Source organism: Stutzerimonas stutzeri KOS6 (assembly GCF_000307775.2).
In the GTDB taxonomy this organism is placed as follows: domain Bacteria; phylum Pseudomonadota; class Gammaproteobacteria; order Pseudomonadales; family Pseudomonadaceae; genus Stutzerimonas; species Stutzerimonas stutzeri_B.
The window spans coordinates 103472-130219 of sequence record NZ_KK020677.1 but is presented as its reverse complement, the minus strand read 5'-3'; the positions used below and the strand labels follow the sequence as shown (position 1 = coordinate 130219).

Genomic DNA, 26748 nt, shown 5'->3' with positions numbered 1-26748 from the left:
CTGCACCAGCTCGTAGGGTGGATGACGCGTTTTTCATCCACCATGGCCCGCTCGGTGGAGCGAGCCGGTGAAGGTGGCGCGAGTGCCCCTGCGTTCATCCATCGCCAACCCGCGCGGTGGATGGGTGATGCGTCATCCACCCTGCGTTTCCGTTACTGCATCAGTGGCGTTTCCGCGCCCTGCAGGTGGATGCCTTCGATATTCGCCGCACCCACCAGATTCTGCAGGTACTGGCTGACGCCGATCTGCCAGACACGCTGGTTGAGCTCGGCACGAATCGAGCCGGCGACTGCCTCGTAAGGTAGTTGCTCGCCTTCTATACGCTGGTCGACAAACACCAGGTGATAGCCGTAGCGGCTCTCCAGCGGTTGCTGGCTGAGGCCTACCGGCAGACGGAACAGCTGGCGTTCGAACTCCGGCACCGTCTGGCCCTTGCTGATCTGCCCCAGCGCGCCGCCCTGTTCCTTGGACGGGCAGGCCGAATGCTGCAGCGCCAGCTCGGCGAAGCGTTGCGGCGCCGCCTGCAGTTGCTGCAACAGGCCCAGCGCCTGTTCCCGCGCCAGGCTGCGCGCCTCGGCGTCATCCGCCGGGCAGGCCAGCAGGATGTGCCGCGCGGCCAGCAACGGCGCGCTGAAGAAGCGCTGCCGGTTGCCGTTGTAGTACTGCTGGCAGGCCGCCTCGTCGGCCAGCGGTAGTGGCACTTCCTGCTCGATCAGCGTGCGGGTGGCCGCCTCTTCCTCGCTTTCGCCGGATTCAGCACGCACCACCAGGCCGAGTTCGGCGATGCGCTGCTGCAACAGCTCGCGCACCACCAGTGCCTGGGTCGCTAGAAAGACCGCCTCGTCGCGGCTCTCGGCGGGGTGATACTGCAACTCCTGGGCGATGGCCTGGGCGGCGATCGCCACCCCATTGACCCGCACCCGCGGCCACTCCTGTTCGCTGCTGGCAATCAGCAATGATTCAGCGGACGCCTGTTCAACAGCCGGCTCGCTGCCTTCCTCGTGCGGTAGCTCCTCAAACAGAGGAGCATCTACCGGTACTTCGATTTCCGGACGCGCGCCGCCACCGCAGCCGCCGCTTCCACCGGTGCTTCCACCACATCCACAACCCATGACGATTACCTCGATAAGACGCTTGAACCTTCGATCCGATCGGCCAGGACGGCTGACGCACGGGGCGTCAGCCGGCGGGAGTCATACCGGGGCCTTGCTCTTTGCCGTGGCAGGCACAGCTTTCGGCGCCACGGTTTCGCGGGCCGGGGCTTCGTAGGTGCGCGGGCGCTGCGGGCGCGGCATGGCCGGCTTGACGCCCTTCTGCCGGACGATCTGGTAGCGCCGGCCCAGGTACCACACCGGGGCACTGACGATGTGCACCAGACGGGTGAAGGGGAACAGCACGAACAGGGTCATGCCGAGGAACACGTGCAGCTTGTAGATGACGCTGACCGACTCGATGGCGCCGGCCGCCTTGACCGGCTGCAGGGTGACCAGGCTCTGCGCCCAGGTGCCCAGCAGCACCATCACCGAACCGTCCAGATGGCCGGTGGAGGCGACGATGGTCAGCAGCCCCAGCACCAGCTGCGCCAGCAGCACGAAGAGGATCATGATGTCGCTGGTGCTGGAGGTGGCCCGCACGCGGGCATCGGTCAGCCGACGACGGATCAGCATCACCAGGCCGATCAGGCAGAGGATGCCGAAGAAGCCGCCGGAGACCATCGCCACGATCTGCTTCTGACCGCTGCTGATGAAGTGGTGATACAGCGCCTCGGGCATCAGCAGGCCGACGAAGTGCCCGGCCAGGATGAAGATGATGCCGACGTGGAACAGGTTGCTTGCCAGGCGCATGCGGTTGTTCGACAGCATCTGGCTCGAGCCGGCCTTCCAGCTGTACTGCGACAGGTCGAAACGTGCCCAGCTGCCGATCAGGCAGATGGCCAGGGCGATGTAGGGGTAGACCCCGAACAGCAGGAAATTGAAGTTAGACATTGCGCACCTCCTGGACGAGCGCGGCGGCCTGCCCGTCATGCTTGAAATCGGTCCAGTGCAGCGGCACCGGGCTTTCCTCGCGGGCCTTGCCCGGCCCGCTCGGCATGGATGGGCAGCGATCCTGCTGCTCGGCCTGGAGGAAATTGACCTGTTCCTCCTCCCAGATCTTGTCCAGCGCTTCCAGCGAGTCGTCGCGTTCCTCGGCGGCGACCTGCTCCTGCAGGCCGGCCAGGGTTTCCTGCACCGGCTCGCCGGCGATCTGCAGCAGCGCACGGAAGCACGCGGCATGCGGGCTTTCGCGTTCCTGCAGACGCGCCGCCAGCAGGGCCAGCAGGTGCGACACGTCGGCCAGCCCCTCGCGGGCCTCGAGGTCGTCGCGGGTGGCGAGGTATTCGAGGTACAGCGGGATGTAGTCCGGCAGCTCGCGTACACCGATGTCGAAACCGGCTTCGGTGTACTGCGCCATCAGGTCGACCATGGCCTGGCCGCGGTCGCGGGACTCGCCATGCACGTGCTCGAACAGGAGCAGCGACAGCGAACGGCCGCGGTCGAACAGGTCGGTGTAGCGCTCCTGCACGTCCATCAGGTCGCCTTCGCTCAGCTCGTCGAGCAGGCGGCGCAGCGCGATGCGCTGCTCCGGGCTGATCTCGCGGGCCGAGCCGATGGCCTGGGCCAGTTCGGCATGGCCGTCGCGCAGGCGCTGGTCGGGGTAGTCCAGCAGCAGGGAAATCACTTTAAGGATGCGCATGGCTCAGTCCTCCCACAGCTGGACGGTCTTGATGATGTCGCGGCGGTTGGCCTTCTTCGCACCGAACATGTTGGTGTCCGAGGCGCCCGAGCAGCCGCTGCCGAAGCTGAAGCCGCAACCGGAACGCTCGGCGAAGGCGTCGCTCATGGCCTCTTCGCGGTGCGCGGTCGGGATCACGTAACGGTCTTCGTAGTTGGCGATGGCCAGGTAGCGGTACATGTCCTCGACCTGGGCCACCGACAGACCGACGCTCTCCAGCACCTCGAGGTCCTGCACGCCATCGACCTGCTCGGCGCGCTTGTAGGCGCGCATGGCGAGCATGCGCTTGAGCGCCAGCTTGACCGGCTCCTCGTCACCTGCGGTGAGCAGGTTGGCCAGGTAACGCAGCGGGATGCGCAGGCTGTCGACATCCGGCAGCACGCCGTCCATGCTGACGTGACCGGCGCTGGCGGCGTTCTGGATCGGCGAGAGCGGCGGCACGTACCAGACCATCGGCAGGGTGCGGTATTCCGGGTGCAGCGGCAGGGCCAGCTTCCAGTCCACCGCCATCTTGTAAACCGGCGACTTCTGCGCGGCTTCGATCACCGACATCGGTACGCCGTCGTTGAGCGCCTGCTCGATGACCTTCGGATCGAACGGATCGAGGAAGATCTCCAGTTGCTTGGCGTACAGGTCCTGCTCGTTGACGGTGCTGGCCACTTCATGGATGCGGTCGGCGTCGTACAGCAGCACGCCGAGGTAGCGGATGCGGCCTACGCATGTCTCGGCGCAGACGGTCGGCATGCCGGCCTCGATGCGCGGGAAGCAGAAGATGCACTTCTCGGATTTGCCGCTCTTCCAGTTGAAGTAGATCTTCTTGTACGGGCAGCCGCTGATGCACATGCGCCAGCCGCGGCACTTTTCCTGGTCGATGAGGACGATGCCGTCCTCCTCGCGCTTGTAGATCGCACCGCTCGGGCAGGACGCGGCGCAGGTCGGGTTCAGGCAGTGCTCGCACAGGCGCGGCAGGTACATCATGAAGGTGTTTTCGTACTGGCCGTAGATGTCGGCCTGTACCTTGTCGAAGTTCTTGTCCTTGCGACGCTTGGCGAACTCGGTGCCGAGAATTTCTTCCCAGTTAGGGCCCCACTCGATCTTTTCCATGCGCTGGCCGGAGATCAGCGAGCGCGGACGTGCAACCGGCTGGTGATCGGAGATTGGCGCGGTGTGCAGGTTCTGGTAGTCGAAGTCGAACGGCTCGTAGTAGTCGTCGATGGTCGGCAGGTCCGGGTTGGCGAAGATGTTCGCCAGCACGCGGAACTTGCCGCCGATGCGCGGGTTGATGGTGCCATCGCCGTTGCGCACCCAGCCGCCCTTCCACTTGTCCTGGTTTTCCCACTCCTTCGGGTAGCCGATGCCGGGCTTGGTCTCGACGTTGTTGAACCAGGCGTATTCCATGCCTTCGCGGCTGGTCCAGACGTTCTTGCAGGTGATCGAGCAGGTGTGGCAGCCGATGCACTTGTCCAGGTTCAGGACCATGCCTACTTGTGAACGAATTTTCATTGTGCGACCTCCACAACCGGCGCCTTGATCTTCAGAGCGGGCAGGGTCCGGGGACCATGCGCTGCCACCTTGGGTGAACGAATCTTCATGGCCTTATTCCTCAGATATCTTGCGGCAGGGGTTGCGGCAGCTCATGCCCATTCGGGCCATCGAGCCAGTCGACCTTGTTCATCTTGCGCACCACGACGAACTCGTCGCGGTTGCAACCCACGGTGCCGTAGTAGTTGAAGCCGTACGCCTGCTGGGCGTAGCCGCCGATCATGTGGGTGGGCTTGAGCACCACGCGGGTCACCGAGTTGTGGTGGCCGCCGCGGGTCTTGGTGCTCTCGGCGCCCGGCACGTTCACGATGCGTTCCTGGGCGTGGTACATCATCACCATGCCTTCCATCACGCGCTGGCTGACTACCGCACGGGCAGTCAGGGCACCGTTGGCGTTGAAGCACTCGATCCAGTCGTTGTCCTCGATGCCGGCCTTCTTGGCATCGACTTCGGACATCCACACGATCGGGCCGCCACGGCTGAGGGTGAGCATGATCAGGTTGTCCGAGTAGGTGCTGTGGATGCCCCACTTCTGGTGCGGAGTGATCCAGTTCAGGACGATCTCGGGGTTGCCGTTGCTCTTCTTGCCCTTCACGTAATCGATGGTGCGAGTGTTGATCGGCGGCCGGTAGCTCATCAGCTGCTCGCCGAAGGCCTGCATCCAGGGGTGATCCTGGAAGAACTGCTGGCGGCCGGTGATGGTGCGCCACGGGATGTACTCGTGGACGTTGGTGTAGCCGGCGTTGTACGACACATGCTCGTCTTCCAGGCCTGACCAGGTCGGGCTGGAGATGATCTTGCGCGGCTGCGCCTGGATGTCACGGAAGCGGATCGCCTCGTGCTCCTTGGGCAGTGCCAGGTGGCTGTGGTCGCGGCCGGTGAATTCCGACAGCGCGGCCCAGGCCTTCACCGCGACGTGACCGTTGGTCTCCGGCGCCAGGCTGAGGATGACCTCGGCCGCGTCGATGGCCGACTCGATCTGCGGACGCCCTTGGCTGACGCCCTCGTCGCGCACCTTGTAGTTCAGCTCGCCGAGGAAATCGACTTCATCCTGGGTGTTCCAGCTGATGCCCTTGCCGCCGTTGCCGAGCTTGTCCAGCAGCGGGCCGAGGGAGCTGAATTTCTTGTAGGTGGCCGGATAGTCGCGCTCGACCACGGTCATGTTCGGGCAGTTCTTGCCCGGCTGCGGATCGACGCCCGCGGTCTTCCAGTCGGTGCCGCCGAACGGCTGGGCCAGTTCGCCGGGGCTGTCGTGCAGCAGCGGCACGGTGACCAGATCCTTCTCCACGCCCAGATGACCTTCGGCCATCTTCGAGAAAGACTTGGCGATGCCCTTGTAGATTTCCCAGTCCGAACGCGCTTCCCAGGCCGGGTCGATGGCCGCCGACAGCGGGTGGATGAAGGGGTGCATGTCCGAAGTGTTCATGTCGTCCTTCTCGTACCAGGTCGCGGTCGGCAGGACGATGTCGGAGTACACGCAGGTCGAGGACATGCGGAAGTCGAGGGTGGTGACCAGGTCGAGCTTGCCGATGGCGCCGTCGTCCTGCCATTCGGCTTCGAGCGGCTTGAAGCCGTCGCGCTTGCCGAGGTCCTCGTTCATCACGCCGTTCCTGGTGCCCAGCAGGTACTTGAGCATGTACTCGTGGCCCTTGCCCGAGCTGCCCAGCAGGTTGGAGCGCCAGATGAACATGTTGCGCGGGAAGTTATCCGGGTTGTCCGGCTGCTCACAGGCGAACTTCAGCGAACCGTCCTTGAGCGACTGGGTGACGTAGTCGACCGGCGACATGCCGGCGGCTTCGGCTTCACGGCAGATCTGCAGCGGGTTGCGGTTGAGCTGCGGCGCGCTCGGCAGCCAGCCGGCGCGTTCGGCGCGGATGTTGTAGTCGAGCATGTGCTCGGGGAACTGCGACTTGTCGGCCAGCGGCGAGAGCACTTCGTGAATGCTCATCTTCTCGTGGCGCCACTGCGAGCTGTGGTTGTAGAAGAAGCTGGTGCCGTTCATCTGGCGCGGCGGACGGTGCCAGTCGAGGCCGAAGGCCAGCGGCAGCCAGCCGCACTGCGGACGCAGCTTTTCCTGACCCACGTAGTGCGCCCAGCCACCACCGGTCTGCCCCACGCAGCCGCACAACATCAGCATGTTGATCAGGCCGCGGTAGTTCATGTCCATGTGGTACCAGTGGTTCATCGCCGCACCGACGATGATCATGGAACGGCCATGGGTCTTGTCGGCGTTGTCGGCGAATTCACGGGCGATCTGGATCGCCTTTTCGCGGGCCACGCCGGTGATGACTTCCTGCCAGGCCGGAGTGCCTGGGACGCTGGCATCGTCGTAGCTGGAAGCGACGTTGGCGCCACCCAGGCCACGGTCGATACCCAGGTTGGCGGCCATCAGGTCGAACACGGTGGCGACCTTGGTGGTGCTGCCGTCGGCCAGGGTGATGCTGCGTACCGGCACGCGGCGCAGCTGGATGCTCTCGCCTTCGGCGTGCTGGAAGTGCTCGTGGAGGATGCCGCCGAAGTACGGGAAGGCGACCTCGGCCGTCTCGCCGCCATCGATCTGGGTCAGGGCGAGGTCGACGTCACGGCCGTCCTTGCCTTCGCGGGCTTCGATGTTCCACTTGCCCTTCTCGCCCCAGCGGTAACCGATGGAGCCGAGCGGCGAAACCAGCTCGCCGGTGCTGCCGTCGACGGCGATGGTCTTCCACTCGGGGTTGTTCTCCTGGCCGAGGTTGTCGGCGAGATCCGAAGCGCGCAGGAAGCGGTCGGCGATGTAGCTGCCGTCCTTCTCGTTCAGACGCACCAGCACCGGGAGATCGGTGTAGCGCTTGGCGTAGTCACGGAAGTAGGCGCTCGGCTTTTCGAGGTGGAATTCCTTGAAGATGACGTGGGCGAAGGCCTGGGCCAGCGCGGCGTCGGTGCCCTGCTTGGGGTTGAGCCAGAGGTCGGTCAGCTTGGCGACTTCGGCGTAGTCCGGCGTGATCGCCACGGTCTTGGTGCCCTTGTAGCGGACCTCGGTGAAGAAGTGCGCGTCCGGCGTACGGGTCTGCGGGACGTTGGAGCCCCAGGCGATGATGTAGTTGGAGTTGTACCAGTCGGCCGATTCCGGCACGTCGGTCTGCTCGCCCCACACCTGTGGCGAGGCCGGCGGCAGGTCGCAGTACCAGTCGTAGAAGCTCAGGCACACGCCGCCGATCAGCGACAGGTAGCGGCTACCGGCCGCGTAGGAAACCATCGACATGGCCGGGATCGGCGAGAAGCCGACCACGCGGTCCGGGCCGTACTGCTTGACGGTGTAGACGTTGGCGGCGGCGATGATCTCGTTGACTTCGTCCCAGCTGGAGCGGATGAAGCCGCCCATGCCGCGCTTGCTCTTGTAGGACTCGGTCTTGGCCTTGTCCTCGACGATGCTGGCCCAGGCGTCCACCGGGGTCATGTTGCGCCGCGCCTCACGCCACAGCTTGAGCAGCGGCTTGCGCACCTTGGGGTACTTCAGGCGGTTGGCGCTGTAGATGTACCAGCTGTAGCTGGCGCCGCGCGGGCAGCCGCGCGGCTCGTGGTTGGGCAGGTCGTTGCGGGTACGCGGGTAGTCGGTCTGCTGGGTTTCCCAGGTGATCAGGCCGTTCTTGACGTAGATCTTCCAGGAGCAGGAACCGGTGCAGTTCACCCCGTGGGTGGAACGCACGATCTTGTCGTACTGCCAACGGGAGCGGTAGACGTTCTCCCAGTCGCGGGATTCGATGCGGGTTTCGCCATGACCATCGGCGAACTCGCCTTGCTTCCTGTTGAAGAAGCGCAGTTGATCGAGCAAGTGGCTCATTGGTTTCTCTCCTCACTCCGGTTGCGAACCACTGGCCCGACCGGTCGGCTTATCAATCTCGGCTTGCGCCAGCCGGGTGGCTGGCGCATTCGTTCGGTGCAACCTCAGGACGCGAGCTTCTGGCGGGCCTCCAGCTCGCGGTCGACGCTGGACACGTAGTACTCGTCGGAGAACGCCCCCTCGGGCTCCTTCAGCCAGAGCAGGCAGAGCCCGAAGCTGACGAACGCACCGGCGGCAATCACCATGAAGAACTGCGAGGGGGTCACGAAGGTGTAGAGGGTCAGGTAGCAGACGGCACCGACGTTGCCGTAGGCCCCGGCCATGCCGGAGATCTGCCCGGTGACCCGGCGCTTGATCGAGGGAATGATGCCGAAGGTCGCGCCCTCGGCGCCCTGGACGAACATCGAGCAGGCCACGGTGATGGCGACGGCGACGATCAGCGGCCAGGACGCGTTCATCAGCCCCATCAGGAAGAAGCCGACGGCGATGCCGAGCATGTAGGCGAGCATGACGAAGCGGCGGTTGCCGAAGCGGTCGGAAACCAGCCCGCCCATGGGCCGCGCCACCAGGTTCACGAAGGCGAAGGAGGCGGCGATGATGCCCGCGGTGGTCGGGGTCAGGCCCCAGGTCAGTTCGAAGAACATCGGCAGCATCGACACCACCGCCAGTTCCGCACCGAAGTTGGCGAAGTAGGTGGAATTGAGCGCGGCCACGGTGTTGAAGGGGTACTTGTCGTCCTCCGGCACACCCTTCTTCAGGATCGGCACGTTGACCCGCAGGATCTGCACCACCTGGAAGATCACCACCAGCGCGATCACCGCATAGCTGATCAGCGCGCCGGTGGAACCGAGGTAACCCAGCTTCTCGATGCGCCAGACCAGGATGCCGAGCACGCCGACCATGGGAATGGTCCAGATGATCAGCTTGATCATGTCCGCCCAGGTGCTGACCTCCAGCGCGCTGGCCTTGTGCGGCTTGCGGTGCACGGTACCAACCGGGCCGTCGGTGAGCGCGAACCAGTAGTAAACGCCGTAGACGGCCATGATGATCGCCGAGCTGGCGATCGCCCAGCGCCAGCCTTCCGGACCACCGAAGGCATGGATGGCGATGGCCGGCAGGCTCATGGCCGCCGCGGCGGAACCGAAGTTGCCCCAGCCGGCGTAGAAACCCTCGGCGAAGCCGATGTCCCTGGGCTTGAACCACATGGCGGTCATGTGGATGCCGACCACGAAGCTGGCACCGATGGAGCTGAGGATCAGCCGCGACACCAGCAGCTGGACGCGGCTGTCACCGAAGGCGAAGAACAGCGCGGGCGCAGCCATCACCACCAGCAGCACCGAGAACACCCGGCGCGGGCCCCAGTGGTCGAGCGCCATGCCGACCAGGATGCGCGCCGGAATGGTCAGCGCGACGTTGGCGATGGCGAACAGCTTGAGGTCCTCGGGCGTCAGCCAGTTCACGCTTTTCAGCATGCTCGAGGCCAGCGGCGCCATGCCGAACCAGACGAAGAAGCAGATATAGAAGGCGATCCAGGTCAGATGCAGGGCCCGGATCTCGGGGCGCTTCCATTCGAACAGCGTAGAAACTCTCATGTTGAGCTCCTCACTCAGGGGCAGGCTTGAATCAGGACCGGGCAAGGCGCCCGGCGGGCCAGGAAGGCGCTGACGCTACCGAAGGTCATGTAGTCGAGCTCGTCGACCAGCAGATTCAGCGAGCGGGAGATGAAGCCGCCGTCCGGTTCGTTGGAATGCCGCGCGATCACCAGCAGGTCGGGCTTCTTGTGCTCGGCGGCCTTGAGAATCATCTTGCGGGCGTCGCCTTCGGCGAGGATCACATCGACGTCCAGGCCGAAGGCGCTGACCTTGGCCGCCGCCTCCTGCAGGAAGGCCTGGAATTCGCGACGTGCGCGCTCGTAGAGCTCGACCGCCGAATCGCTGGTGTCGCGGGTTTCTTCCACCACGCCGATCAGCATGACCAGTGGCTTCAGCGGACCGAACATCTCGAGGGTGGCGTCCAGGGCTTTCCTGGCGTTACGCGAGTTGTCGTAGGCAATCATGATTTTCATGGCGGCTCTCCGGACTCAGGGGTTCTTCACGTAGGCGTTGCGGCGCAGGTAGAACCACCAGTTGAGGATCAGGCACAGCGCGTAGAACACCGCGAAGCCGTACATGGCCACCTCGGGAGTACCGGCCTTGACCTGTTCGCCGATCACGATCGGCGCGACGAAGGAGCCGTAGGCGGCAACGGCGGAGGTCCAGCCGAGTACCGGGCCGGCCTTCTCGCGGTCGTAGATCACGCCGATGGTGCGGAAGGTGGAGCCGTTGCCGATGCCGCTGGCCGCGAACAGCACCAGGAACAGCACCAGGAACAGGAAGAAGTACTCTTCCGGCTGAGCCGAGCCATAGGCCTGCTGCATCACATAGCCGGCGGCGACCGAAGCAGCGACCATCACCACCGAGATCACCTGGGTGACGATGGAGCCGCCGACCTTGTCGGAGATCCAGCCGCCCAGCGGACGGATCAGGGCACCGATGAACGGGCCGATCCAGGCGTAGGTCAGCGCACTCGGTGCATTGGGGTTGGCGACACGGGTCACCACACCGTCGGCACCGACTTCGTTCATGAAGCCGAAGATCACTGTGATCGACAGCGGCAGCGCCATGGAGAAGCCGATGAATGAGCCGAAGGTCAGGATGTAGAGGATGCTCATCGACCAGGTGTGCTTGTCGCGGAAGATCGTGAACTGGCGCTTGATGTTCGGGCTGATGCTGCCCGGCAGCAGGCGCAGCATGCCGAGCGTCGCGCCGATGGTGAGCAGCATCACGCCCCACATGTTCAGTACGCCGAGACCGGTCGGTGCGGGCAGGTAGAGATACAGGCCGATCGCCGCGGCGATGAAGGCCACCGCGTAAAGGCCGAGAATCTTTCCGAAGGCGTTCAGCGGGTAACCCGGCGTGGGCGAAATCACCAGCAGGTTGTTCATGCCGAACCAGCCGGCGAAGGCCAGTGGCACCAGGAACAGCAACCAGACCCAGCCGGCGTTCTGGATCCAGGTATCGGTGCCGGCCGCGATCTTGCCGATCAGTGTTCCGCTGTCCTTGAGCAGCTCCATCGGTGCACCGGCCAGCGCGCCGAACACGCCGGCGGTCATCACCAGCGGAATCAGGATCTGCATGGTGGTCACGCCGAAGTTGCCGAGCCCGGCGTTCAGCCCCAGCGCCAGACCTTGCTGGTTCTTCGGGAAGAAGCTGCTGATGTTGCTCATCGAGCAGGCAAAGTTGCCGCCGCCGATGCCGGAGAGGAAGGCCAGAAACTGGAATACCCAGAGCGGCGTGTCCTGACTCTGCAGGGCGATACCAGCGCCAGCGGCGGGAATCATCAGCAGCGCGGTGGTCAGGAAGATGGTGTTGCGTCCACCGGCGATGCGGATCATGAACGACGCCGGAATGCGCAGCGTGGCACCGGTAAGGCCGGAGATCGCGGTCAGGGTGAACAGCTCGGCGGGCGAGAAGGGAAAGCCCAGGTTGAGCATCTGCACCGTGACGATGCCCCACATCAGCCAGATGGCGAAGCCCATCAGCAGGCTCGGAATGGAGATCCACAGATTGCGATTGGCGATCCGCTTGCCGGTGGTGTCCCAGAATGTCTGGTCCTCCACGTCCCACTTTTCGATATTGCTCATGGTCGATCCTCTTGGCGCAGGACCCCGCTGGCATACGCAGCGGGATCAGGAATGGCTCGCACGCTAAGCGGGGGGGATCGATCCGAATTTGACCCGGGTCAATACACGGCCGGTGGCATTTTGTTTGATGCCCGCCTCATACCTCCAATGGGGTACTCCGTTTTGAACGTAAAAAATATAACAATATCAATAGCTTAATAATCCGAAACGAATGCCTCGAGAGGCCCTCGGAGGAAGCCGAATGCATTGGGAGTACATCCCGCAGCATGGCCAGCGCTCATGACTGAGCGCAGAATGCGCTACCGCCCGAGCGACGATTCGACCATGTCCCTACCCGAAAACGAGCAGCTCTCCACCCGCCACTCGATCGTGTTCAACACCCTCGTGGCCTTCGTGGTGATCATCGGTTTTTCCCTGGTCAGCATGCTTGCCAGCCTCTATCTGGCGGATGCCCTGGAAGGCGACGCCGAAGCGATCAACCAGGCCGGCAGCCTGCGCATGCAGGCCTACCGACTGGCCTTCACCGCGGAGCAGGGCCCACAGAGGCTGCTCGAAGAGCGCATCGCCACCCTCGAACAGACCTTGCTTTCGGCCTCTCTGCGCTCGGCCCTGCACCGCCACGGCAGTACCCAACTGCCGGCCCTGCACGCCGGTGTGCTGCAGCATTGGCAGGCACGCATGCGCCCTCTCCTAGATGCGCAACCGGCACGGCTGCAGGAATACCGTCGGGAGGCTCCGGCGTTCGTCAGCGAACTGGATGGCTTCGTGCGCACGCTGCAGGAAGCATCCGAGGGCAAGCTCGGCGTCATCCGGGCCATGCAGGCGGGAACCCTGTTCATCATCGTGCTGATTGCCTTCGTGCTGATCTACGGCCTGCACAACAACCTGGCCACGCCGCTGCGCAGCCTGACCAAGATGGCCCGCGACGTCGGCAAAGGGGACTTCAGCGGCCAGGTGCAGATCCCCGGCGAAACCGAACTGAGCCTGCTGGCACGCACGCTCAACCAGATGAGTCAGGAGCTGGCCAGTCTCTATGCGGACATGGAGCAGAAGGTCGACGAGAAGACCGCTGCCCTGACTCGCAGCAACGCCACACTGCAACTGCTGTTCAACAGCGCCCGAATGCTCTACAGCCAGCCGGACGACCCGGCCCACATGATGGGATCGCTGCTTCACAAGGTGCAGCAGATCCTTGGCACCGGGCCGATCTCGCTGTGCCTGAATCGCTCCGCCGAGGCGGGCAGCCACACCGCGATGACGTCACGCGATCTGCTGCCACCGGAGTACTGCAAGCTGCCACAGTGCGACGCCTGCCTGGTCAACCAGTCTGCCCGGTTGCCGAGCGGGGAAGAACTGGTCACCTTCGAGTTGCGCTCGGGGCAGGATGACCTGGGTTCGCTGCGCGTTGCCCATCCGCCTGGCGCCCCCCTGGAAGCCTGGCAGACGCTGCTACTGACGACCCTGGCCGACCTGTTCGCCGCATCGCTGAGCCTGGCGCAGCTCGGCCAGAAACAGGCCCGCCTGGCGCTGATGGAGGAACGCGCGGTGATCGCCCGCGAACTGCACGACTCGCTGGCCCAGGCGCTGTCCGCGCAGAAGCTGCAGCTGGCGAGGCTCAAGCGACTGATGCAGAAGGACAGCAGCCAGACGCAGCTGGACGACAGCGTGCAGCAGATCGACCAGGGGCTCAACGCCGCCTACCGCCAGCTGCGCGAACTGCTGACCACCTTCCGCATCAAGGTCAACGAGCCGGGCCTGCGACCGGCGCTGCAGGCGACGGTCGAGGAGTTCGGTGCCAATTCCGGCCTGCAGATCGACATCGACTATCGTCTGGACCACTGCCCGCTCACCCCCAACGAGGAGGTGCATGGCCTGCAGATCGTCCGCGAGGCGCTGAGCAACGTGGTCAAGCACGCCGAGGCGAACCATTGCTGGCTGAACCTGACGCAGGACGGCAACGGCACCATCCACGTGAAGGTCGAGGACGACGGCATCGGCATTCGCCCGGAAGAACAGCGAGCCGGCCACTACGGCCTGATCATTCTGCAGGAGCGTGCCAGCAGCCTGAACGGCACCATCAGCATCGGCCTGCGCCCCGGCGGCGGCACCCGGGTACACCTGCGTTTTCCACCCGCCTATCGCCATATTCCCCTGAAACAGGAGCCTGCCCCGCATGAACGAAGGGACAACCACACGAATCCTGCTGGTCGACGACCATCCCATGATGCGTCGGGGTCTGCGTGACCTGCTGGAACTGGAGGACGACCTGGAGGTGGTCGGCGAAGCCGGCAACGGAGAAGACGCGATCCAGCTGGCCCAGGCGGTCGAACCCGACCTGATCCTGATGGACCTCAACATGCCGGGCATCGATGGCCTGGAGACCACACGGCGCATGCGCGATGCCGACATCGACGCGCGGATCATCATGTTCACTGTCTCCGACGAGCAGAGCCACGTGCTCGAAGCCCTGCGCAACGGCGCCGACGGCTACCTGCTCAAGGACATGGATGCCGAACAGCTGATCGAGCAGATCCGCCTCGCCGCCACCGGCCGCATGGCGCTCAGCCCGGAACTGACGCAGGTGCTCGCCGAGGCGATCCGGGTGCGTCCCAAGCCCACCGGGCAGGTGCAGTTCTCCAGCCTGACCAAACGCGAAAAGGAAGTGCTGCGGCTGATCGCCAAAGGCCAGAGCAACAAGATGATCGCGCGCAAGCTGGGCATCACCGAAGGCACGGTCAAGGTCCACGTGAAAAACCTGCTGCACAAGCTGGGCCTGCGCTCGCGTGTCGAGGCGGCGGTCTGGGTGCTGGAGAACGAAGCCAAGGGCTGACAAGCCGATCTCACTGCGCTTCTGTGTGCCGGCGCACAACCCGGAGAAGCGCGGCCATGCGCTTGACGATCATCAAGGCCATTGCACGCGAACGCCCTATCGTCCGCTCCTCGCCGACTGACCGCCGCGCCAGCATCGCATCCGCCCGGACACAAGGAGCGCCCGTGTTCTGCGCAAGTTCGAGCAATTGACTCTGGATTACGAAGGCCTGGCCGGCAGCGCGCGCTGAGCGCCTGCTACCTCCGCTGCCCAGAAAGAGGTATGGCCAAGGGGAGATGGGATGGAGGCTGCGTGCCACCTAGCATGCCGTCATCGGAAGGGAGGGTGGCCATGCTCACAGGCTCCACAGTATTCAATACGTTGCGTCGTCATCCGCTGTTCGTCGGGCTGACGGAAACGGCCCTGCAGGACATCGCCACGCACACCACGGTCAAGCGCCTGCCGGCGGGCTGCACGCTGTTCCACCAGGGCGACCGGGCAGAGCACTTCCACGTGTTGATCAGCGGCCAGGTCAAGCTGCACCGGGTCACGTGCGAAGGTCAGGAGAAAGTCATCGAAGTCGTTCGCCCCGGCGAAGCCTTCGCCGAGACAATGCTGTTCAATGCACGGGCCGAACACCCTCTGAGCGCCACCACCCTCAAGGAAAGCCTGGTACTCAACGTACAGAACAGCCATTACCTGCGCCTGCTGGAAACCCAGCCGCGGCTGTGCATGCAGTTGCTCAGTTGCCTGAGCGCCCGGCTGAACCAGCGGCTGCACCAGATCGACAACCTCACCTCGTCCAATGTCTGCCAACGAGTGGTGCGTTATCTGTTCCAGGAGCTGCAGGCGGCGCGCAGCGGGGTGATCGACCTGGACCTGCCCAAGCGCCTGATCGCCTCGCAGCTGGGCATCCAGCCGGAAACTCTTTCGCGCACCCTGCACCGGCTGACCGATGCCGGCCTGATCGCGGTACAGCGCCGGCGTATCCGGATACTCGATCCGCACAGCCTCTCGGCCTACCTCGAAGCGGCCGCCTGACTCCGCCTAGCGCGCTGGATCATCGCGCCGAAACGGTTGCGCCGCCACTTCGCTCGGCGGCTCGACCGCTGACGGCGCATCGCCGAGCTGGAAGGGCTTCGGTGGCTCGCTGGCCAGCCTGCGGGTGGCCGGCTCGAGGCGCTCCGGCTCGGGCTCGCAAGGTTCACGAACGAAATGCCAGGCAGCCCCGGCGAGTATGGCCGCCAGCACCCGGTAGCCCAGCGAGGCCAGGTCGAAACTGCCCAGCGCACCACCATCCAGCCAGAGCGAAACCAGCCGTCCCAGCACCAGGGCCGCCATGGTCATCATCAGCATCATCAGCGCCGGCCTGGCCCGTTCGGGTGCCCGCGCAGCCCAGATCAGGAACAACGCCAGGCCCAGCTGCAGGCCACCGTAATAGACCCGCATGTGGCTGACCGAAGCGCTCTCCATCAGCAACATGCCATTCAGGTTGGCCATCTCGTAGGGGCGCAGCCAATAGGCCAGGCTGAGGCTGGCCATCACCAGCGCCTGCGCAAGCAGAACGAAACGGGCAAACCGCATCGAAAACTCTCCAGATGTGCAACCGAGCGTCGTAGCCATGGGACTGTGGCCATGGCTGGTTTGTTCTGCGTCGGCATCACACCGAACGGCCGCAGTCGCGCCAGGTAATGTCCAGGCACGGGCCGCACCTTGGGTCCGGTGGCAAGCCGGCGTATCCTGTCGTTCTCGCTCGTTGGAGGTTCAAATGCGCCGTCTTCTGCTCCTTCCCGCCCTTCTCGCCGGCATCGCCCAGGCTGCCGAACCCATCGCCATCGATGTCTATCGCGATCCCAATTGCGGATGCTGCACGGCCTGGATCGATCACCTGGAAGACAACGGCTTTGCGGTGACCGACCACGTGGTTGACGACATGACCTCGGTGAAGATGGAACACGGTGTTCCTCATCGCCTGGGCTCGTGCCACACCGGCGTGATCGAGGGCAAGTTCGTCGAGGGGCATGTGCCGGCGGCCGACATTCTCAAGCTGCGCGCCCAGCCGGATCTGATCGGTGCCGCGGTACCCGGCATGCCGATCGGCTCGCCGGGCATGGAAATGGGCGAGCGCACGGATGCGTTTCAGGTGATCGGCGTCAGCCAGCTGGGCCAGGAGCGGGTGTTGTCCGACTACCCGGGCAACTGAATCGCCTGCAGGGTGGGCGTCCGACGAAGCCGGGGGCCAGCTTGTAGGATGTGCTTCAGCCCACCAGTGCGCACCCGACGAAGCCGGGAGCCAGAGCCCATCCAGCGAAACGCCATGCGCAATTCAGGCTCCGAAGAGCAACCCGTGCAGCGCATGACAGTCACCCGCCTGTAGGGTGGGCTTCAGCCTACCAGTGCGCACCCGACAAAGCCGGGAGCCAGAGCCCATCCAGCGAAACGCCATGCGTAATTCAGGCTCCGAAGAGCAACCCGGCAGCGCACGACAGTCACCCGCCTGTAGGGTGGGCTTCAGCCCACCAGTGCGCACCCGACGAAGCCGGAGGCCAGAGCTCTTCCAGCGAAACGCCATGCGTAATTCAGGCTCCGAAGAGCAACCCGTGCAGCGCATGACAGTCACGCGCATACAGATCGCTGAGTTCCGGCCACGGGTTCTCCGGCATGTTGACCAGCACGCCGCGGGTCCCCGCCGCCCTGGCGCATTCCAGATCGAAGCGATAGTCGCCGACCATCAGCATCGCCGCAGGCGCCACGCCCCAGCGCTCGGCCAGCTGCAGCAACCCGCCCGGATGCGGCTTGGGCGGTGCCTCGTCGCGCCCGAGGATGTCCTCGGGCAGGAAGCAATCCCCCATGCCCACTGCTTGCAGGGTCACCAGCGCCAGTTCATGGGCATTGCGGGTGAGTACTCCCAGGCGGCAGCCGCGGTCGCGCAGTGCATGCAACAGCTCGCGGGCACCGTCTGCCGGACGCGCCGCATAGGCCAGTTCACGCTCGTGCTCGAGCAACCAGGCACGCTTGGCCGCCGCTTCATCAGCCGGCAACGCAGCCAGGTGATGCAGGATGTCGTCCTCTTCGGGAATCTCCAGCGCACGGCGGATGGCGGCGAAATCATGGACGGCGATGGTCAGGGTGCCGTCCATGTCGAATACCCAGTGGCGGACGTCGGCGACCTTCACATCCAGTCCTCGCGCACGCGGATCAGTCCTTCCTGCGCTACCGAAGCGACCAGCTCGCCCTGGCGGTTGAAGATGCTGCCACGAGCGAAGCCCCGCGCGTTGCCGGCCCACGGGCTGTCGATGGAGTACAGCAGCCAGTCGTCCAGCTTCACTTCTCGATGGAACCAGATGGCGTGGTCAAGGCTGGCCAGCTGGATGAACTTGCTCCACGAGCTGACGCCGTGTGGCTGCAGGGCGGTGCCGATAAAGCTGAAATCCGAGGCATAGGCCAGCAGGTATTTGTGCAGTGCCGGGCTGTCGGGCAGCGCGCCATCGGCGCGGAACCACAGGTGGCGCACCGGCTCGATGGGCTGCGGATTGGCCGGATCGACCAGCGTGACCGGGCGGATCTCGATGGGTTTGGGACGGCGCAGCTTCTCCATCACCCGCTCCGGCACCATCGGCGAGAGCTTGTGCAGCAGCTCCCACTCGTTGGGCAGGTCGTCCGGCCCCGCCACGTCCGGCATCGACAGCTGGTGTTCGTAGCCACTCTCCAGCGCCTGGAACGAGGCGATGCCGGTGAAGATGGTCTGGCCCTTCTGGATCGCGCTGACCCGGCGGGTGGTGAAGCTGCCGCCGTCGCGCACCCGATCGACGTCGTAGACCACCGGCTGGTGCGAATCGCCCGGGCGCAGGAAATAGCCATGCAGCGAGTGCACATGGCGCTCCGGCGTCACGGTCTGACTCGCGGCGGAAATCACCTGGCCAAGCACCTGGCCGCCGAACAACTGGGGAAAGCCGAGGTCCTGGCTGGTGCCGCGGAACAGGTTCTCCTCGATACGTTCCAGGGTCAGCAGGTTGACCAGGGCGTCGAGTATCTGGGTCATTTCAGCGTCCTTGATAGGGAGGGCGTACAGGCGCGCCATGTTACGTATTTCGCCGGCAACGCTCCAGCAACAGGCTGCATTGCCGCCAATCGTCCCGCTGCGCCCGGTAGAGCAGCTGCTGGCGCAGGGGATGGGCGGCAGGAAGCCCGGGATGCAAGATGTTCGTGGCCGGCTCCGCACGCATGCCGAGCCCTTCGATCAACTGGCGGGCCGGCTCATTGATCTGCGCCGTACAGACGACCAGCTCTGCCAGCTCCAGGGTCTCGAAGGCGTAGCGCAACACCGCCTGCGCCGCCTCGTGAGCCAGTCCCTGGCCCCAGTGCTCGCAGGCCACCCGCCAGAGCAGTTCCAGCGAGGGCTCGGGCAACGGCAGGGAGCACCCGGCAAGCCCGCAATAGCCGATGAAGGCACCATCGTCCTTGCGCTCCACAACCCAGAGACCGAAACCATGGCGGAGAAAACCCAGGCGACTGCGCACCATCAGCGCCGCGCTCTCATCGCGCGACATCAGCGAAGGCTGGTAGCGCATCACTTCCGGATCGGTGCAGAGTCGCGTCAGCGCCTCCAGGTCTTCATCGTGCCAGTTGCGCAACCGCAGCCGCGTGGTTTCGAGTGCGATTCGATCGACCATCCCTCCTCCCTTGAGCGCTCCGGCGGCCAGCCTGCATACTGCGGGGCACACCCATAGAGCGCGCGTGGTTCATGTCGCTTCCCCTGGTATTCCACGACGATTACAGCCCGCCCCTGCCGCCGGGCCACCGCTTTCCCATGGAAAAATTTCGTCTGCTGCGCGACCATCTGGTCGCCCTGGGTATGACCACGGACGCGGCGCTATTGCGCCCGCAGATGTGCAGTCGTGACATTCTCGCCCTGGCGCATGACCGCGATTACGTCGAGCGCTACTGCAGCGGCGAGATGGGCCGCGACGAGCTGCGCCGCCTGGGACTGCCCTGGAGCCCGGAACTGGCGCAACGCACGGTGCGCGCCGTGGGCGGCTCGCTGCTGGCGGCAGAACAGGCACTGCAGCACGGCCTGGCCTGTCACCTGGCCGGCGGCACGCACCATGCACATCGCGACCACGCCTCCGGGTTCTGCATCTTCAACGACCTGGCAGTGATCGCCCTTTATCTGCTGGAAAGCGGACGCGTCGGCCGGGTGCTGATCTTCGACTGCGACGTGCATCAGGGCGACGGCACCGCGCGCATTCTGGAGAACGTGCCTGACGCGGTGACCGTCTCGCTGCACTGCGAGAAGAACTTTCCCACGCGCAAGGCCCATAGCGACTGGGACATCCCGCTGCCACCCGGCATGGACGATGACGCCTATCTGAAGGTGGTACACGATACGCTGAACTACCTGCTGCCCATCTATCAGCCGGACCTGGTGCTCTACGACGCCGGAGTCGACGTTCACCGCGACGACGCCCTCGGCCTGCTCTCGCTCACCGACGCGGGCCTCGCCGCCCGCGACAGCGCCGTGCTCGATCACTGCCTGGGCCGCGACATCCCGCTGGTCGGCCTGATCGGCGGCGGCTACGACAAGGACCGCGCCCTGCTCGCCCGGCGCCACGCCACGCTGCATGTCAGCGCGGCGGCAGCCTGGCAGCGCCACGGGCTCGGCTGAGCATCCGGCAGCGGCTACAATGCCCGCCCCGTCACGTTCGCCAGGCCTGCTGCCATGACCCCGCCCGCCCCCTCTTTCCACGTCGCCATCATCGGCGGCGGCCCGGCCGGCCTGATGGCCGCCGAGGTGCTCAGCCAGGCGGGCGTTGCCGTCGACCTCTTCGACGCCATGCCCTCGCTGGGCCGCAAGTTCCTGCTGGCAGGCGTCGGCGGCATGAACATCACCCACGCCGAGGACTACCCCGCGTTCGTCAGCCGCTACGCCGAACGCGCTGGCGAGATGCGGCCACTGCTCGACGCCTTCTCCCCGGGTGCACTGCGCGAATGGATTCACGGGCTGGGTATCGACACCTTCATCGGCAGTTCCGGCCGGGTGTTCCCAACCGACATGAAGGCCGCGCCGCTGCTGCGAGCCTGGCTCAGGCGCCTGCGCGAAAGCGGCGTGCAGCTCCATACCCGGCAGCGCTGGCTGGGCTGGGACGAACAGGGCGCGCTGCGCATCGGCGGGCCGCAAGGCGACTACAGCCTGCAGGCGGACGCCACCCTGCTCGCCCTGGGCGGCGGCAGCTGGGCACGGCTGGGCTCCGATGGCGCCTGGGTGCCGTTGCTGCAGAACCGCGGCATTACCATCGCACCGCTGCAGCCGGCCAATTGCGGCTTCGAGGTAGAAGGCTGGAGTGCCCATCTGCGGGACAAGTTCGCCGGCGCGCCGCTGAAGACGGTCAGCCTGGCGCTACCCGGCGAAGCCCCGCGCAAGGGCGAATTCGTGCTTACCGCGACCGGTATCGAGGGCAGCCTGGTCTATGCGCTCTCGGCGCCGATCCGCAAAACGATCAACCGTGACGGCGCCGCCACGGTGCTACTCGACCTGCTGCCGGATCGCTCGGCGGCGCAGATCGCCGACGCGCTGGCCAGGCCACGCGGATCGCAGTCGATGGCCAAGCACCTGCACCGCCAGCTGAAGCTCGATGGAGCCAAGGCGGCGCTGTTGCGCGAGCTGACCGATGCCGCGACCTTCCAGGACCCGCAGACCCTGGCTGCCGCGATCAAGGCACTGCCCATCCGCCTGCAGCGCCCGCGACCGCTGGACGAAGCCATCAGCAGCGCAGGTGGAGTGCCGTTCGAGGCCTTCGATGACAACCTGATGTTGCGCCAGTTGCCCGGCGTGTTCTGCGCAGGCGAGATGCTCGACTGGGAAGCGCCGACCGGCGGCTATCTGCTCACGGCCTGTTTCGCCACCGGGAAGGCCGCGGCCGAGGGCATGCTGCGCTGGCTGAAGAGCGGCGGGCCGGCAACCGCGCAGGACTGAGCAAGCCCCGGCCACGCGGTCTCTCTACATCTTCATCACCACCCGGCCTTCGATACGGCCGGCACGCATGTCGCCAAATATCTGGTTGACGTTGTCCAGGCTGTCGCTGTGGATCGTCGCCTTGACCAGCCCCTCACTGGCGAAATCCAGCGCCTCCTGCAGGTCGGCACGGGTACCGACGATGGACCCGGTGATGCTGATCGCCTTGAGCACCACATCGAAGATCGGCGTCGGAAAATCGCCCGGCGGCAGGCCGACCAGCGCCACGGTTCCGCCTCGCCGGGCCATGCCGATGGCCTGCCCGAAGGCGCTGTTCGATACCGCGGTGACCAGCACTCCGTGGGCGCCGCCGATGTCGCGCTGCACCACCTCCACCGGATTTTCCGTGCGGGCATTGATGGTCAGGCTGGCGCCCAGCCGCCTAGCCAGTTCCAGCTTGGCGTCGTCGACATCCACCGCAACCACGTGCAGGCCCATGGCCTTGGCGTACTGCACCGCGACATGGCCAAGACCGCCGATGCCGGAAATCACCACCCACTGGCCGGGGCGTGCTTCGGTGACCTTCAGCCCCTTGTAGACGGTGACGCCGGCACAGAGGATCGGCGCGATCTCATCGAACTCGACATTGCTCGGCAGGATACCGACGTAGTTCGGGTCCGCCAGTACGTACTCGGCGTAACTGCCGTTCACCGAGTAGCCGGTGTTCTGCTGCCCCTCGCAGAGGGTTTCCCAGCCGGTCAGGCAATGCTCGCAGCAGCCGCAGGCGCTATACAGCCAGGGCACTCCGACACGATCACCCTCCTTCACGCGCGTGACGCCGGCGCCCACCGCGGCCACATGGCCCACCCCTTCGTGACCGGGAATGAACGGCAGCGCGGGCTTCACCGGCCAATCGCCTTCGGCCGCGTGCAGGTCGGTGTGACATACGCCGCAAGCGGCGATCTTCACCAGGATCTGTCCGGGGCCGGGCATCGGCACCTTGACTTCCTCGAGGCGCAGCGGCTCGCCAAAGGCGTGTACCACTGCCGCTTTCATGGTCTGGGTCATGGGCTTGCTCCTTCAGTCGGGAGTTTCGAGTCTGCATCACGCGGCCCGCTGCAAGCCTAGACCCAGATCAATGACAGCCGGCAGTTCGTGACCGCCGGTCGAAGAACGGTAGCCGTCGGAGCAGCCCGACGCTGCACGAATGTTCCAGACGTCCTGCACAGAGTGGGCGATACTGCGCCGACGCCGCACCACGCCGCTCATGGAGCCGCCATGGGGACCAATGACTGGATCGATCTGAACAAGGATGCCGAAACCGGCATCGAGACGATCCGTGCGCATTTCGAAGGCCATGCCTACGACCCGCATTTTCATGAAAGCTACCTGATCGGCTTCACCGAACAGGGCGTTCAGCAGTTCCATTGCCGCCGGGCACTGCACAGCAGCACGCCCGGCCAGGTCTTTCTGCTCGAACCCGGCGAGCTTCATGATGGCCACGCGCCGACACCCGGCGGCTTCACCTACTCGATGTTGTACCTCGACCCGCACTGGGTCGAGCGCGAACTGCGCGCGCTGTTCGAGGATGCGCCCAACCAGTGCCAGCCGGCATTCGCCAAAACACTGGAAAGCGAGCCCGCACTGGTGACGGTGATCGCCGATGCCTTCCAGGCCCTGCAAAGCCGGGATCTGCGTATCGTTCGCCAGGCCGCACTGGACACGCTGCTCGGCAAACTGGCGCGGCACCTGGCATGGCGACCGCACCTTGCGGCCGACCCGCGCCTGCCCGCCGTGGCACGGCGGGCGCGCGACTATCTGCATGCGCACCTGGATCAGGACATCGGCCTGGACGATCTGGCGCGGGCCACCGATGTCGATCGCTTTCGCCTGTCGCGGGCGTTCAAGGCCGCCTTCGGGCTCGCGCCGCACGCCTATCTGGTCCAGCTGCGCCTGGCCAAGGCCCGCCAACTGCTTGCGGCCGGACAGTCGCCGGCGCTGGTCGCGACAGGTCTCGGCTTCGCCGACCAGAGCCATATGGGCCGCTGGTTCCGGCGCGCCTACGGCCTGACGCCGGCGCATTACCGCAGGCGCTGCTCGAATCTTCCAGACGGCTGAGCCGGGGGAAGCGAACATTCGGTCATCCGCAACCGACCGGAGCCCCTGTCATGTTCTGTATCGCCACCACACCCACATTCGCCCATGGCCCGACCGCCACGACGAGGCGACCGTCATGAGCCAGCTGCTGCCCTTCATGCTGTTCGCCTTCGTCGCATCCATTACGCCGGGGCCAACCAACATTCTGGTGCTGAGCAACAGCTCGCGCTTCGGTGTTGCAGCTGCCGTGCCCATCATCCTCGGTGCCTGCGCGACCGCGGCGCTTATGGTGCTGCTGGCGGGACTGGGTTTCGGCGCATGGCTATTGGGGCACCCGCAGCTGCAGCAGGTAATGTCCTGGCTCGGCGTGGCCTGGCTGCTTTACCTGGCCTGGCAGATCGCCAACAGCCCGACCGAACCGCTCGAGGCCAGCGCGGCAACGCGCCAGCTTGGCGCGCTCGGCGCCGCCGGGCTGCAACTGGTCAATCCGAAGACATGGTTGATGGCATTGGCAGTGATCAGCGTATTCAGCGGCGCCGACGCCGACGTGGATCGCTACGCGGTCCATGCCCTGCTGTTCTTCCTGATCGCCCTGCCCTGCCTGGCGGTCTGGGCGCTGCTCGGCGCTGGCGCGGCGAAGCTGCTGCACTCGGCTGCGCGGATGCGCTGGTTCAATTACGCCATGGCGCTGCTACTGGTCGTCTCGGCCGTGCTGAGCGTGTAGAACGCGGACGCTTACGGCTCCGGCGCCTTGAAAAAGACGGGCATATGGCATTCGACCGAAGGCAATGGAGCCGGACCGGTCAATGGGTCAGCCGGTGAAAAGGCTGTGCCGTTTTCCACCCTGCCGGCAAGTCGCGGGCCGCTAGGTCAGTGGCGTCATCACGGCGCGCTGGTAGGCCTCGCGCTGCCGTAGCCGCTGGTACCAGGCGTGAAGATGCGGGAGATCGGGGCGCTCGATAGGCATTTCGAACCAGGCATAGGCGAAGCAACCGAGCGGAATATCGCCCATGCCGAGACTCGCGCCGGACAGGTACGGCTGCTCGGCCAGGGCCGCGTCGGCGATGGCGAGCAGATCGCCACACTCCGCCAGCGCGGCCGCTACCGCTGCCATGTCGCGCTTCTCGGGCGGAGTCCGCACCATGTTCCAGAACACCACCCGAAACGGTGCCGCCAGGGACGAGGTCACCCAGTCCATCCACTTGTCCGCCTCCGCGCGCTGGCGCGGGTCGGCGTTCCACAGCAGCGGCTCACCGTATTGCGCGGCCAGATAGCGAACGATCGCATTGGATTCCCAGAGCACCAGCTCGCCGTCCTCCAGACAGGGCACCAGACGGTTCGGGTTCTTCGCGACATAGGCCGGTTCGCCGACGATGCCGAAGGCACCACCGGCATCGATACGGGTGTAGGAAATACCAAGTTCTTCGAGGCACCAGAGTGCCTTCTTCACGTTGGTCGAGTTGCTTCGTCCCCAGAGCTTCAACATGCAATGTCCCCTATCTGCTTGCGTCGAACATGAACCCCGGTGATCTGAACGGGATTGCTGCAGTGTATCCGGTGCGCGTAGCGCACTCGTCCTGTTGCTACAGCCCAGGATGACAGATCAACGCTTCTTCGCCGGCTTGCCGCCGCCCAGGCTCGGCACCTTGCGAATCGGCCTGGCGTTGGGCTTTTCACTCTCGTCGAACCAGTTGCCCAGATGAATCTTGCCCTTGCCGCCGCCGTCCTTGGGCTTTTTCGGTTTCTTCGGCTTCTTGATGATCTGCCCGCCCAGCGTGGTGGTCGGCACGCGATGGTCCGGCACGAAACCCAGCTCGTCGTGGCGCGGCAGCACCTGGTTGATCAGGGTTTCGATGGCCGCAAGCTGATCGACCTCATCGGCACTGACCAGCGAAACCGCCTCACCCGTGGCGCCGGCGCGGCCGGTACGGCCGATGCGGTGCACGTAGTCCTCGGCGACGATCGGCAGGTCGAAGTTGACCACCTGCGGCAGATCGTGGATATCCAGCCCGCGCGCGGCGACGTCGGTCGCCACCAGCACCTGCACCTCGCCCGCCTTGAAGCGTTCCAGCGCGCGCAGGCGCGAGGCCTGCGGCTTGTCGCCGTGGATCGCATCGCTGGCGATACCCGCGGCCTGCAGCTCGTCCACCAGTTGGTCGACGCCCTTGCGCGTCTTGACGAACACCAGCACCTGGCCCCAGCGCTTCTGCGCCAGCAGATGCTGGAACAGCTCGCTCTTGCGCTTCTTGTCCACCGGCACCAGCCATTGCCTGACCGTCTTCGCCGCGGCATTGCGCGGGCTGACCTCAATGGACAGCGGATCACGCAGCAGCTCGCGGGCCATCTGCCGGATCGGCTCGGAAAAGGTCGCGGAGAACAGCAGGGTCTGGCGCTTTTTCGGCAGGGCTGAGAACAGCTGGTCCAGCTCATCGGCGAAACCGAGGTCGAGCATGCGATCGGCCTCGTCCAGCACCAGCGCCTGCAGCTGATTGAAGCCCACGGCGTTCTGCCGGTAGAGATCGAGCAGCCGGCCGGGCGTGGCCACCAGCACGTCGATGCCCTTGCGCAGCGCCATCATCTGCGGGTTGATGCTGACCCCGCCATACACCGCATAGGTACGCAGCGGCAGGTCCTGGCCGTAGGCGCGGAAGCTTTCGTGGACTTGCTCGGCCAGTTCGCGGGTCGGCACCAGCACCAGCGCGCGCACCGAATTGCTCGCCACCCTGGCCCCTTCCAGGGTCAGCCGCTGCAACAGCGGCAGGGCGAAACCGGCGGTCTTGCCGGTGCCGGTCTGCGCCGCCGCCATCAGGTCGCGGCCCTTGAGCACGGCGGGAATGGCCTCGGCCTGGACCGGCGTCGGCTTGCGGTAGTCGAGGGTTTCCAGGGTCCGCAGCAGCGGATCGATCAGGCCCAGGGTGGCGAAGGTCATGATAGGCTCGCAGCGCCGGTTCGGCGCGATGAAAAGCGCCGATTCTAGCAGCAGCAAGGCCACGCTCGGCGGCTGATTGCGATGCACCCAGCGCGTCGCCGTCTGCGAACACGGCCAGAACACACCACTGGACTGCAGATTCGGGCCA

At 65.3% G+C, this 26748-nt stretch carries 23 protein-coding genes; 8 read left to right on the top strand and 15 right to left on the bottom strand.

From position 1 onward, the window contains the following. Positions 1-152 precede the first annotated feature (152 nt). The 8 genes from B597_RS41075 to B597_RS41040 all read right to left on the bottom strand — a co-directional run bounded on the left by B597_RS41075 (position 153) and on the right by B597_RS41040 (position 11813). Positions 153-1112 carry a peptidylprolyl isomerase gene (locus tag B597_RS41075; protein ID WP_003292300.1) on the bottom strand — a complete coding sequence of 320 codons (960 nt, stop codon included), beginning with the start codon at positions 1110-1112 and terminating at the stop codon, positions 153-155. An 81-nt stretch (positions 1113-1193) separates the two neighbouring features. Further along, a complete protein-coding gene (gene narI / locus B597_RS41070) occupies positions 1194-1985 on the bottom strand; it encodes a respiratory nitrate reductase subunit gamma (RefSeq protein WP_003292299.1) in 792 nt (263 codons plus the stop codon). Beyond that, a complete protein-coding gene (narJ, locus tag B597_RS41065) occupies positions 1978-2733 on the bottom strand; it encodes a nitrate reductase molybdenum cofactor assembly chaperone (RefSeq protein WP_003292298.1) in 756 nt (251 codons plus the stop codon). The genes narI and narJ overlap by 8 nt, the downstream gene beginning before the upstream one ends. A 3-nt stretch (positions 2734-2736) precedes the next feature. Further along, entirely contained in the window at positions 2737-4275 is a 1539-nt protein-coding gene (narH, locus tag B597_RS41060) for a nitrate reductase subunit beta (RefSeq protein ID WP_003292297.1), read from the bottom strand. Between the two features lie 100 nt (positions 4276-4375). After that, positions 4376-8131 carry a nitrate reductase subunit alpha gene (locus tag B597_RS41055; RefSeq protein ID WP_003292296.1) on the bottom strand — a complete coding sequence of 1252 codons (3756 nt, stop codon included), beginning with the start codon at positions 8129-8131 and terminating at the stop codon, positions 4376-4378. A 104-nt stretch (positions 8132-8235) separates the two neighbouring features. Continuing rightward, the gene (locus B597_RS41050; RefSeq protein ID WP_003292294.1) at positions 8236-9723 is read right to left on the bottom strand and encodes an MFS transporter; all 1488 of its coding nucleotides are present in this window, start codon (positions 9721-9723) and stop codon (positions 8236-8238) included. A gap of 14 nt (positions 9724-9737) precedes the next feature. Then, positions 9738-10196, bottom strand: a complete 459-nt coding sequence (locus B597_RS41045; RefSeq protein ID WP_003292293.1) for a universal stress protein — start codon at positions 10194-10196, stop codon at positions 9738-9740. A 15-nt stretch (positions 10197-10211) separates the two neighbouring features. Beyond that, on the bottom strand, positions 10212-11813 hold the full coding sequence (locus tag B597_RS41040; RefSeq protein WP_003292292.1) for an MFS transporter: 1602 nt from the start codon (positions 11811-11813) through the stop codon (positions 10212-10214). 294 nt (positions 11814-12107) lie between these two features. Here B597_RS41040 and B597_RS41035 point away from each other — a divergent pair, with 294 nt between their 5' ends. The 3 genes from B597_RS41035 to B597_RS41025 all read left to right on the top strand — a co-directional run bounded on the left by B597_RS41035 (position 12108) and on the right by B597_RS41025 (position 15663). After that, positions 12108-14057, top strand: a complete 1950-nt coding sequence (locus B597_RS41035) for an ATP-binding protein (RefSeq protein WP_003292291.1) — start codon at positions 12108-12110, stop codon at positions 14055-14057. Beyond that, on the top strand, positions 14035-14643 hold the full coding sequence (gene narL / locus B597_RS41030) for a two-component system response regulator NarL (RefSeq protein WP_003292290.1): 609 nt from the start codon (positions 14035-14037) through the stop codon (positions 14641-14643). The genes B597_RS41035 and narL overlap by 23 nt, the downstream gene beginning before the upstream one ends. Before the next feature lie 330 nt (positions 14644-14973). Next, positions 14974-15663 carry a Crp/Fnr family transcriptional regulator gene (locus B597_RS41025; protein ID WP_003292289.1) on the top strand — a complete coding sequence of 230 codons (690 nt, stop codon included), beginning with the start codon at positions 14974-14976 and terminating at the stop codon, positions 15661-15663. Positions 15664-15669: 6 nt separating this feature from the next. Here the strand turns inward: B597_RS41025 and B597_RS41020 are convergent, their stop codons facing one another. After that, positions 15670-16206 carry a DUF4345 domain-containing protein gene (locus B597_RS41020; RefSeq protein ID WP_003292288.1) on the bottom strand — a complete coding sequence of 179 codons (537 nt, stop codon included), beginning with the start codon at positions 16204-16206 and terminating at the stop codon, positions 15670-15672. 184 nt (positions 16207-16390) lie between these two features. Between B597_RS41020 and B597_RS41015 the strand changes: the two genes are divergently transcribed. Then, on the top strand, positions 16391-16825 hold the full coding sequence (locus B597_RS41015; protein WP_003292287.1) for a DUF411 domain-containing protein: 435 nt from the start codon (positions 16391-16393) through the stop codon (positions 16823-16825). Between the two features lie 376 nt (positions 16826-17201). On the opposite strand, the gene B597_RS41010 is transcribed toward B597_RS41015, so the two are convergent. Genes B597_RS41010 through B597_RS41000 form a run of 3 tightly spaced genes read right to left on the bottom strand, consistent with a single transcriptional unit; the run spans position 17202 to position 19295 of the window. Then, positions 17202-17798: an HAD family hydrolase gene (locus tag B597_RS41010; RefSeq protein WP_003292286.1), complete on the bottom strand. Its 597-nt coding sequence runs from the start codon at positions 17796-17798 to the stop codon at positions 17202-17204. Beyond that, positions 17795-18664: an acyl-CoA thioesterase II gene (gene tesB, locus B597_RS41005; RefSeq protein ID WP_003292285.1), complete on the bottom strand. Its 870-nt coding sequence runs from the start codon at positions 18662-18664 to the stop codon at positions 17795-17797. The genes B597_RS41010 and tesB overlap by 4 nt, the downstream gene beginning before the upstream one ends. A gap of 40 nt (positions 18665-18704) precedes the next feature. After that, entirely contained in the window at positions 18705-19295 is a 591-nt protein-coding gene (locus B597_RS41000; RefSeq protein ID WP_003292284.1) for a GNAT family N-acetyltransferase, read from the bottom strand. A gap of 71 nt (positions 19296-19366) precedes the next feature. Here B597_RS41000 and B597_RS40995 point away from each other — a divergent pair, with 71 nt between their 5' ends. Together B597_RS40995 and B597_RS40990 are read left to right on the top strand one after the other, a co-directional pair. Then, positions 19367-20287, top strand: coding sequence for a histone deacetylase family protein (locus B597_RS40995; protein ID WP_003292283.1), 921 nt, complete (start codon positions 19367-19369; stop codon positions 20285-20287). 54 nt (positions 20288-20341) lie between these two features. Further along, a complete protein-coding gene (locus tag B597_RS40990) occupies positions 20342-21595 on the top strand; it encodes a TIGR03862 family flavoprotein (RefSeq protein ID WP_024162387.1) in 1254 nt (417 codons plus the stop codon). A gap of 24 nt (positions 21596-21619) precedes the next feature. Here the strand turns inward: B597_RS40990 and adhP are convergent, their stop codons facing one another. Further along, on the bottom strand, positions 21620-22642 hold the full coding sequence (gene adhP, locus B597_RS40985) for an alcohol dehydrogenase AdhP (protein WP_003292280.1): 1023 nt from the start codon (positions 22640-22642) through the stop codon (positions 21620-21622). A 210-nt stretch (positions 22643-22852) separates the two neighbouring features. Between adhP and B597_RS40980 the strand changes: the two genes are divergently transcribed. Together B597_RS40980 and B597_RS40975 are read left to right on the top strand one after the other, a co-directional pair. Further along, positions 22853-23692, top strand: coding sequence for an AraC family transcriptional regulator (locus B597_RS40980; RefSeq protein ID WP_003292279.1), 840 nt, complete (start codon positions 22853-22855; stop codon positions 23690-23692). Between the two features lie 115 nt (positions 23693-23807). Beyond that, positions 23808-24395 (top strand): LysE family translocator, encoded by a 588-nt coding sequence (locus B597_RS40975; RefSeq protein ID WP_003292278.1) that lies wholly within the window; start codon positions 23808-23810, stop codon positions 24393-24395. Between the two features lie 141 nt (positions 24396-24536). On the opposite strand, the gene B597_RS40970 is transcribed toward B597_RS40975, so the two are convergent. Together B597_RS40970 and B597_RS40965 are read right to left on the bottom strand one after the other, a co-directional pair. Next, positions 24537-25157, bottom strand: coding sequence for a glutathione S-transferase family protein (locus B597_RS40970; protein WP_003292277.1), 621 nt, complete (start codon positions 25155-25157; stop codon positions 24537-24539). Positions 25158-25274: 117 nt separating this feature from the next. Further along, positions 25275-26600 (bottom strand): RNA helicase RhlE1, encoded by a 1326-nt coding sequence (locus tag B597_RS40965; protein WP_003292276.1) that lies wholly within the window; start codon positions 26598-26600, stop codon positions 25275-25277. Between the last annotated feature and the right edge of the window lie 148 nt (positions 26601-26748).

Bases quoted from the DNA above. Each gene is read 5' to 3' on its own strand.
- B597_RS41075 (WP_003292300.1), bottom strand. From the start codon at position 1,112: ATGGGTTGTGGATGTGGTGGAAGCACCGGTGGAAGCGGCGGCTGCGGT.
- narI (WP_003292299.1), bottom strand. From the start codon at position 1,985: ATGTCTAACTTCAATTTCCTGCTGTTCGGGGTCTACCCCTACATCGCC.
- narJ (WP_003292298.1), bottom strand. From the start codon at position 2,733: ATGCGCATCCTTAAAGTGATTTCCCTGCTGCTGGACTACCCCGACCAG.
- narH (WP_003292297.1), bottom strand. From the start codon at position 4,275: ATGAAAATTCGTTCACAAGTAGGCATGGTCCTGAACCTGGACAAGTGC.
- B597_RS41055 (WP_003292296.1), bottom strand. From the start codon at position 8,131: ATGAGCCACTTGCTCGATCAACTGCGCTTCTTCAACAGGAAGCAAGGC.
- B597_RS41050 (WP_003292294.1), bottom strand. From the start codon at position 9,723: ATGAGAGTTTCTACGCTGTTCGAATGGAAGCGCCCCGAGATCCGGGCC.
- B597_RS41045 (WP_003292293.1), bottom strand. From the start codon at position 10,196: ATGAAAATCATGATTGCCTACGACAACTCGCGTAACGCCAGGAAAGCC.
- B597_RS41040 (WP_003292292.1), bottom strand. From the start codon at position 11,813: ATGAGCAATATCGAAAAGTGGGACGTGGAGGACCAGACATTCTGGGAC.
- B597_RS41035 (WP_003292291.1), top strand. From the start codon at position 12,108: ATGCGCTACCGCCCGAGCGACGATTCGACCATGTCCCTACCCGAAAAC.
- narL (WP_003292290.1), top strand. From the start codon at position 14,035: ATGATGCGTCGGGGTCTGCGTGACCTGCTGGAACTGGAGGACGACCTG.
- B597_RS41025 (WP_003292289.1), top strand. From the start codon at position 14,974: ATGCTCACAGGCTCCACAGTATTCAATACGTTGCGTCGTCATCCGCTG.
- B597_RS41020 (WP_003292288.1), bottom strand. From the start codon at position 16,206: ATGCGGTTTGCCCGTTTCGTTCTGCTTGCGCAGGCGCTGGTGATGGCC.
- B597_RS41015 (WP_003292287.1), top strand. From the start codon at position 16,391: ATGCGCCGTCTTCTGCTCCTTCCCGCCCTTCTCGCCGGCATCGCCCAG.
- tesB (WP_003292285.1), bottom strand. From the start codon at position 18,664: ATGACCCAGATACTCGACGCCCTGGTCAACCTGCTGACCCTGGAACGT.
- B597_RS41000 (WP_003292284.1), bottom strand. From the start codon at position 19,295: ATGGTCGATCGAATCGCACTCGAAACCACGCGGCTGCGGTTGCGCAAC.
- B597_RS40995 (WP_003292283.1), top strand. From the start codon at position 19,367: ATGTCGCTTCCCCTGGTATTCCACGACGATTACAGCCCGCCCCTGCCG.
- B597_RS40990 (WP_024162387.1), top strand. From the start codon at position 20,342: ATGACCCCGCCCGCCCCCTCTTTCCACGTCGCCATCATCGGCGGCGGC.
- adhP (WP_003292280.1), bottom strand. From the start codon at position 22,642: ATGACCCAGACCATGAAAGCGGCAGTGGTACACGCCTTTGGCGAGCCG.
- B597_RS40980 (WP_003292279.1), top strand. From the start codon at position 22,853: ATGGGGACCAATGACTGGATCGATCTGAACAAGGATGCCGAAACCGGC.
- B597_RS40975 (WP_003292278.1), top strand. From the start codon at position 23,808: ATGAGCCAGCTGCTGCCCTTCATGCTGTTCGCCTTCGTCGCATCCATT.
- B597_RS40970 (WP_003292277.1), bottom strand. From the start codon at position 25,157: ATGTTGAAGCTCTGGGGACGAAGCAACTCGACCAACGTGAAGAAGGCA.
- B597_RS40965 (WP_003292276.1), bottom strand. From the start codon at position 26,600: ATGACCTTCGCCACCCTGGGCCTGATCGATCCGCTGCTGCGGACCCTG.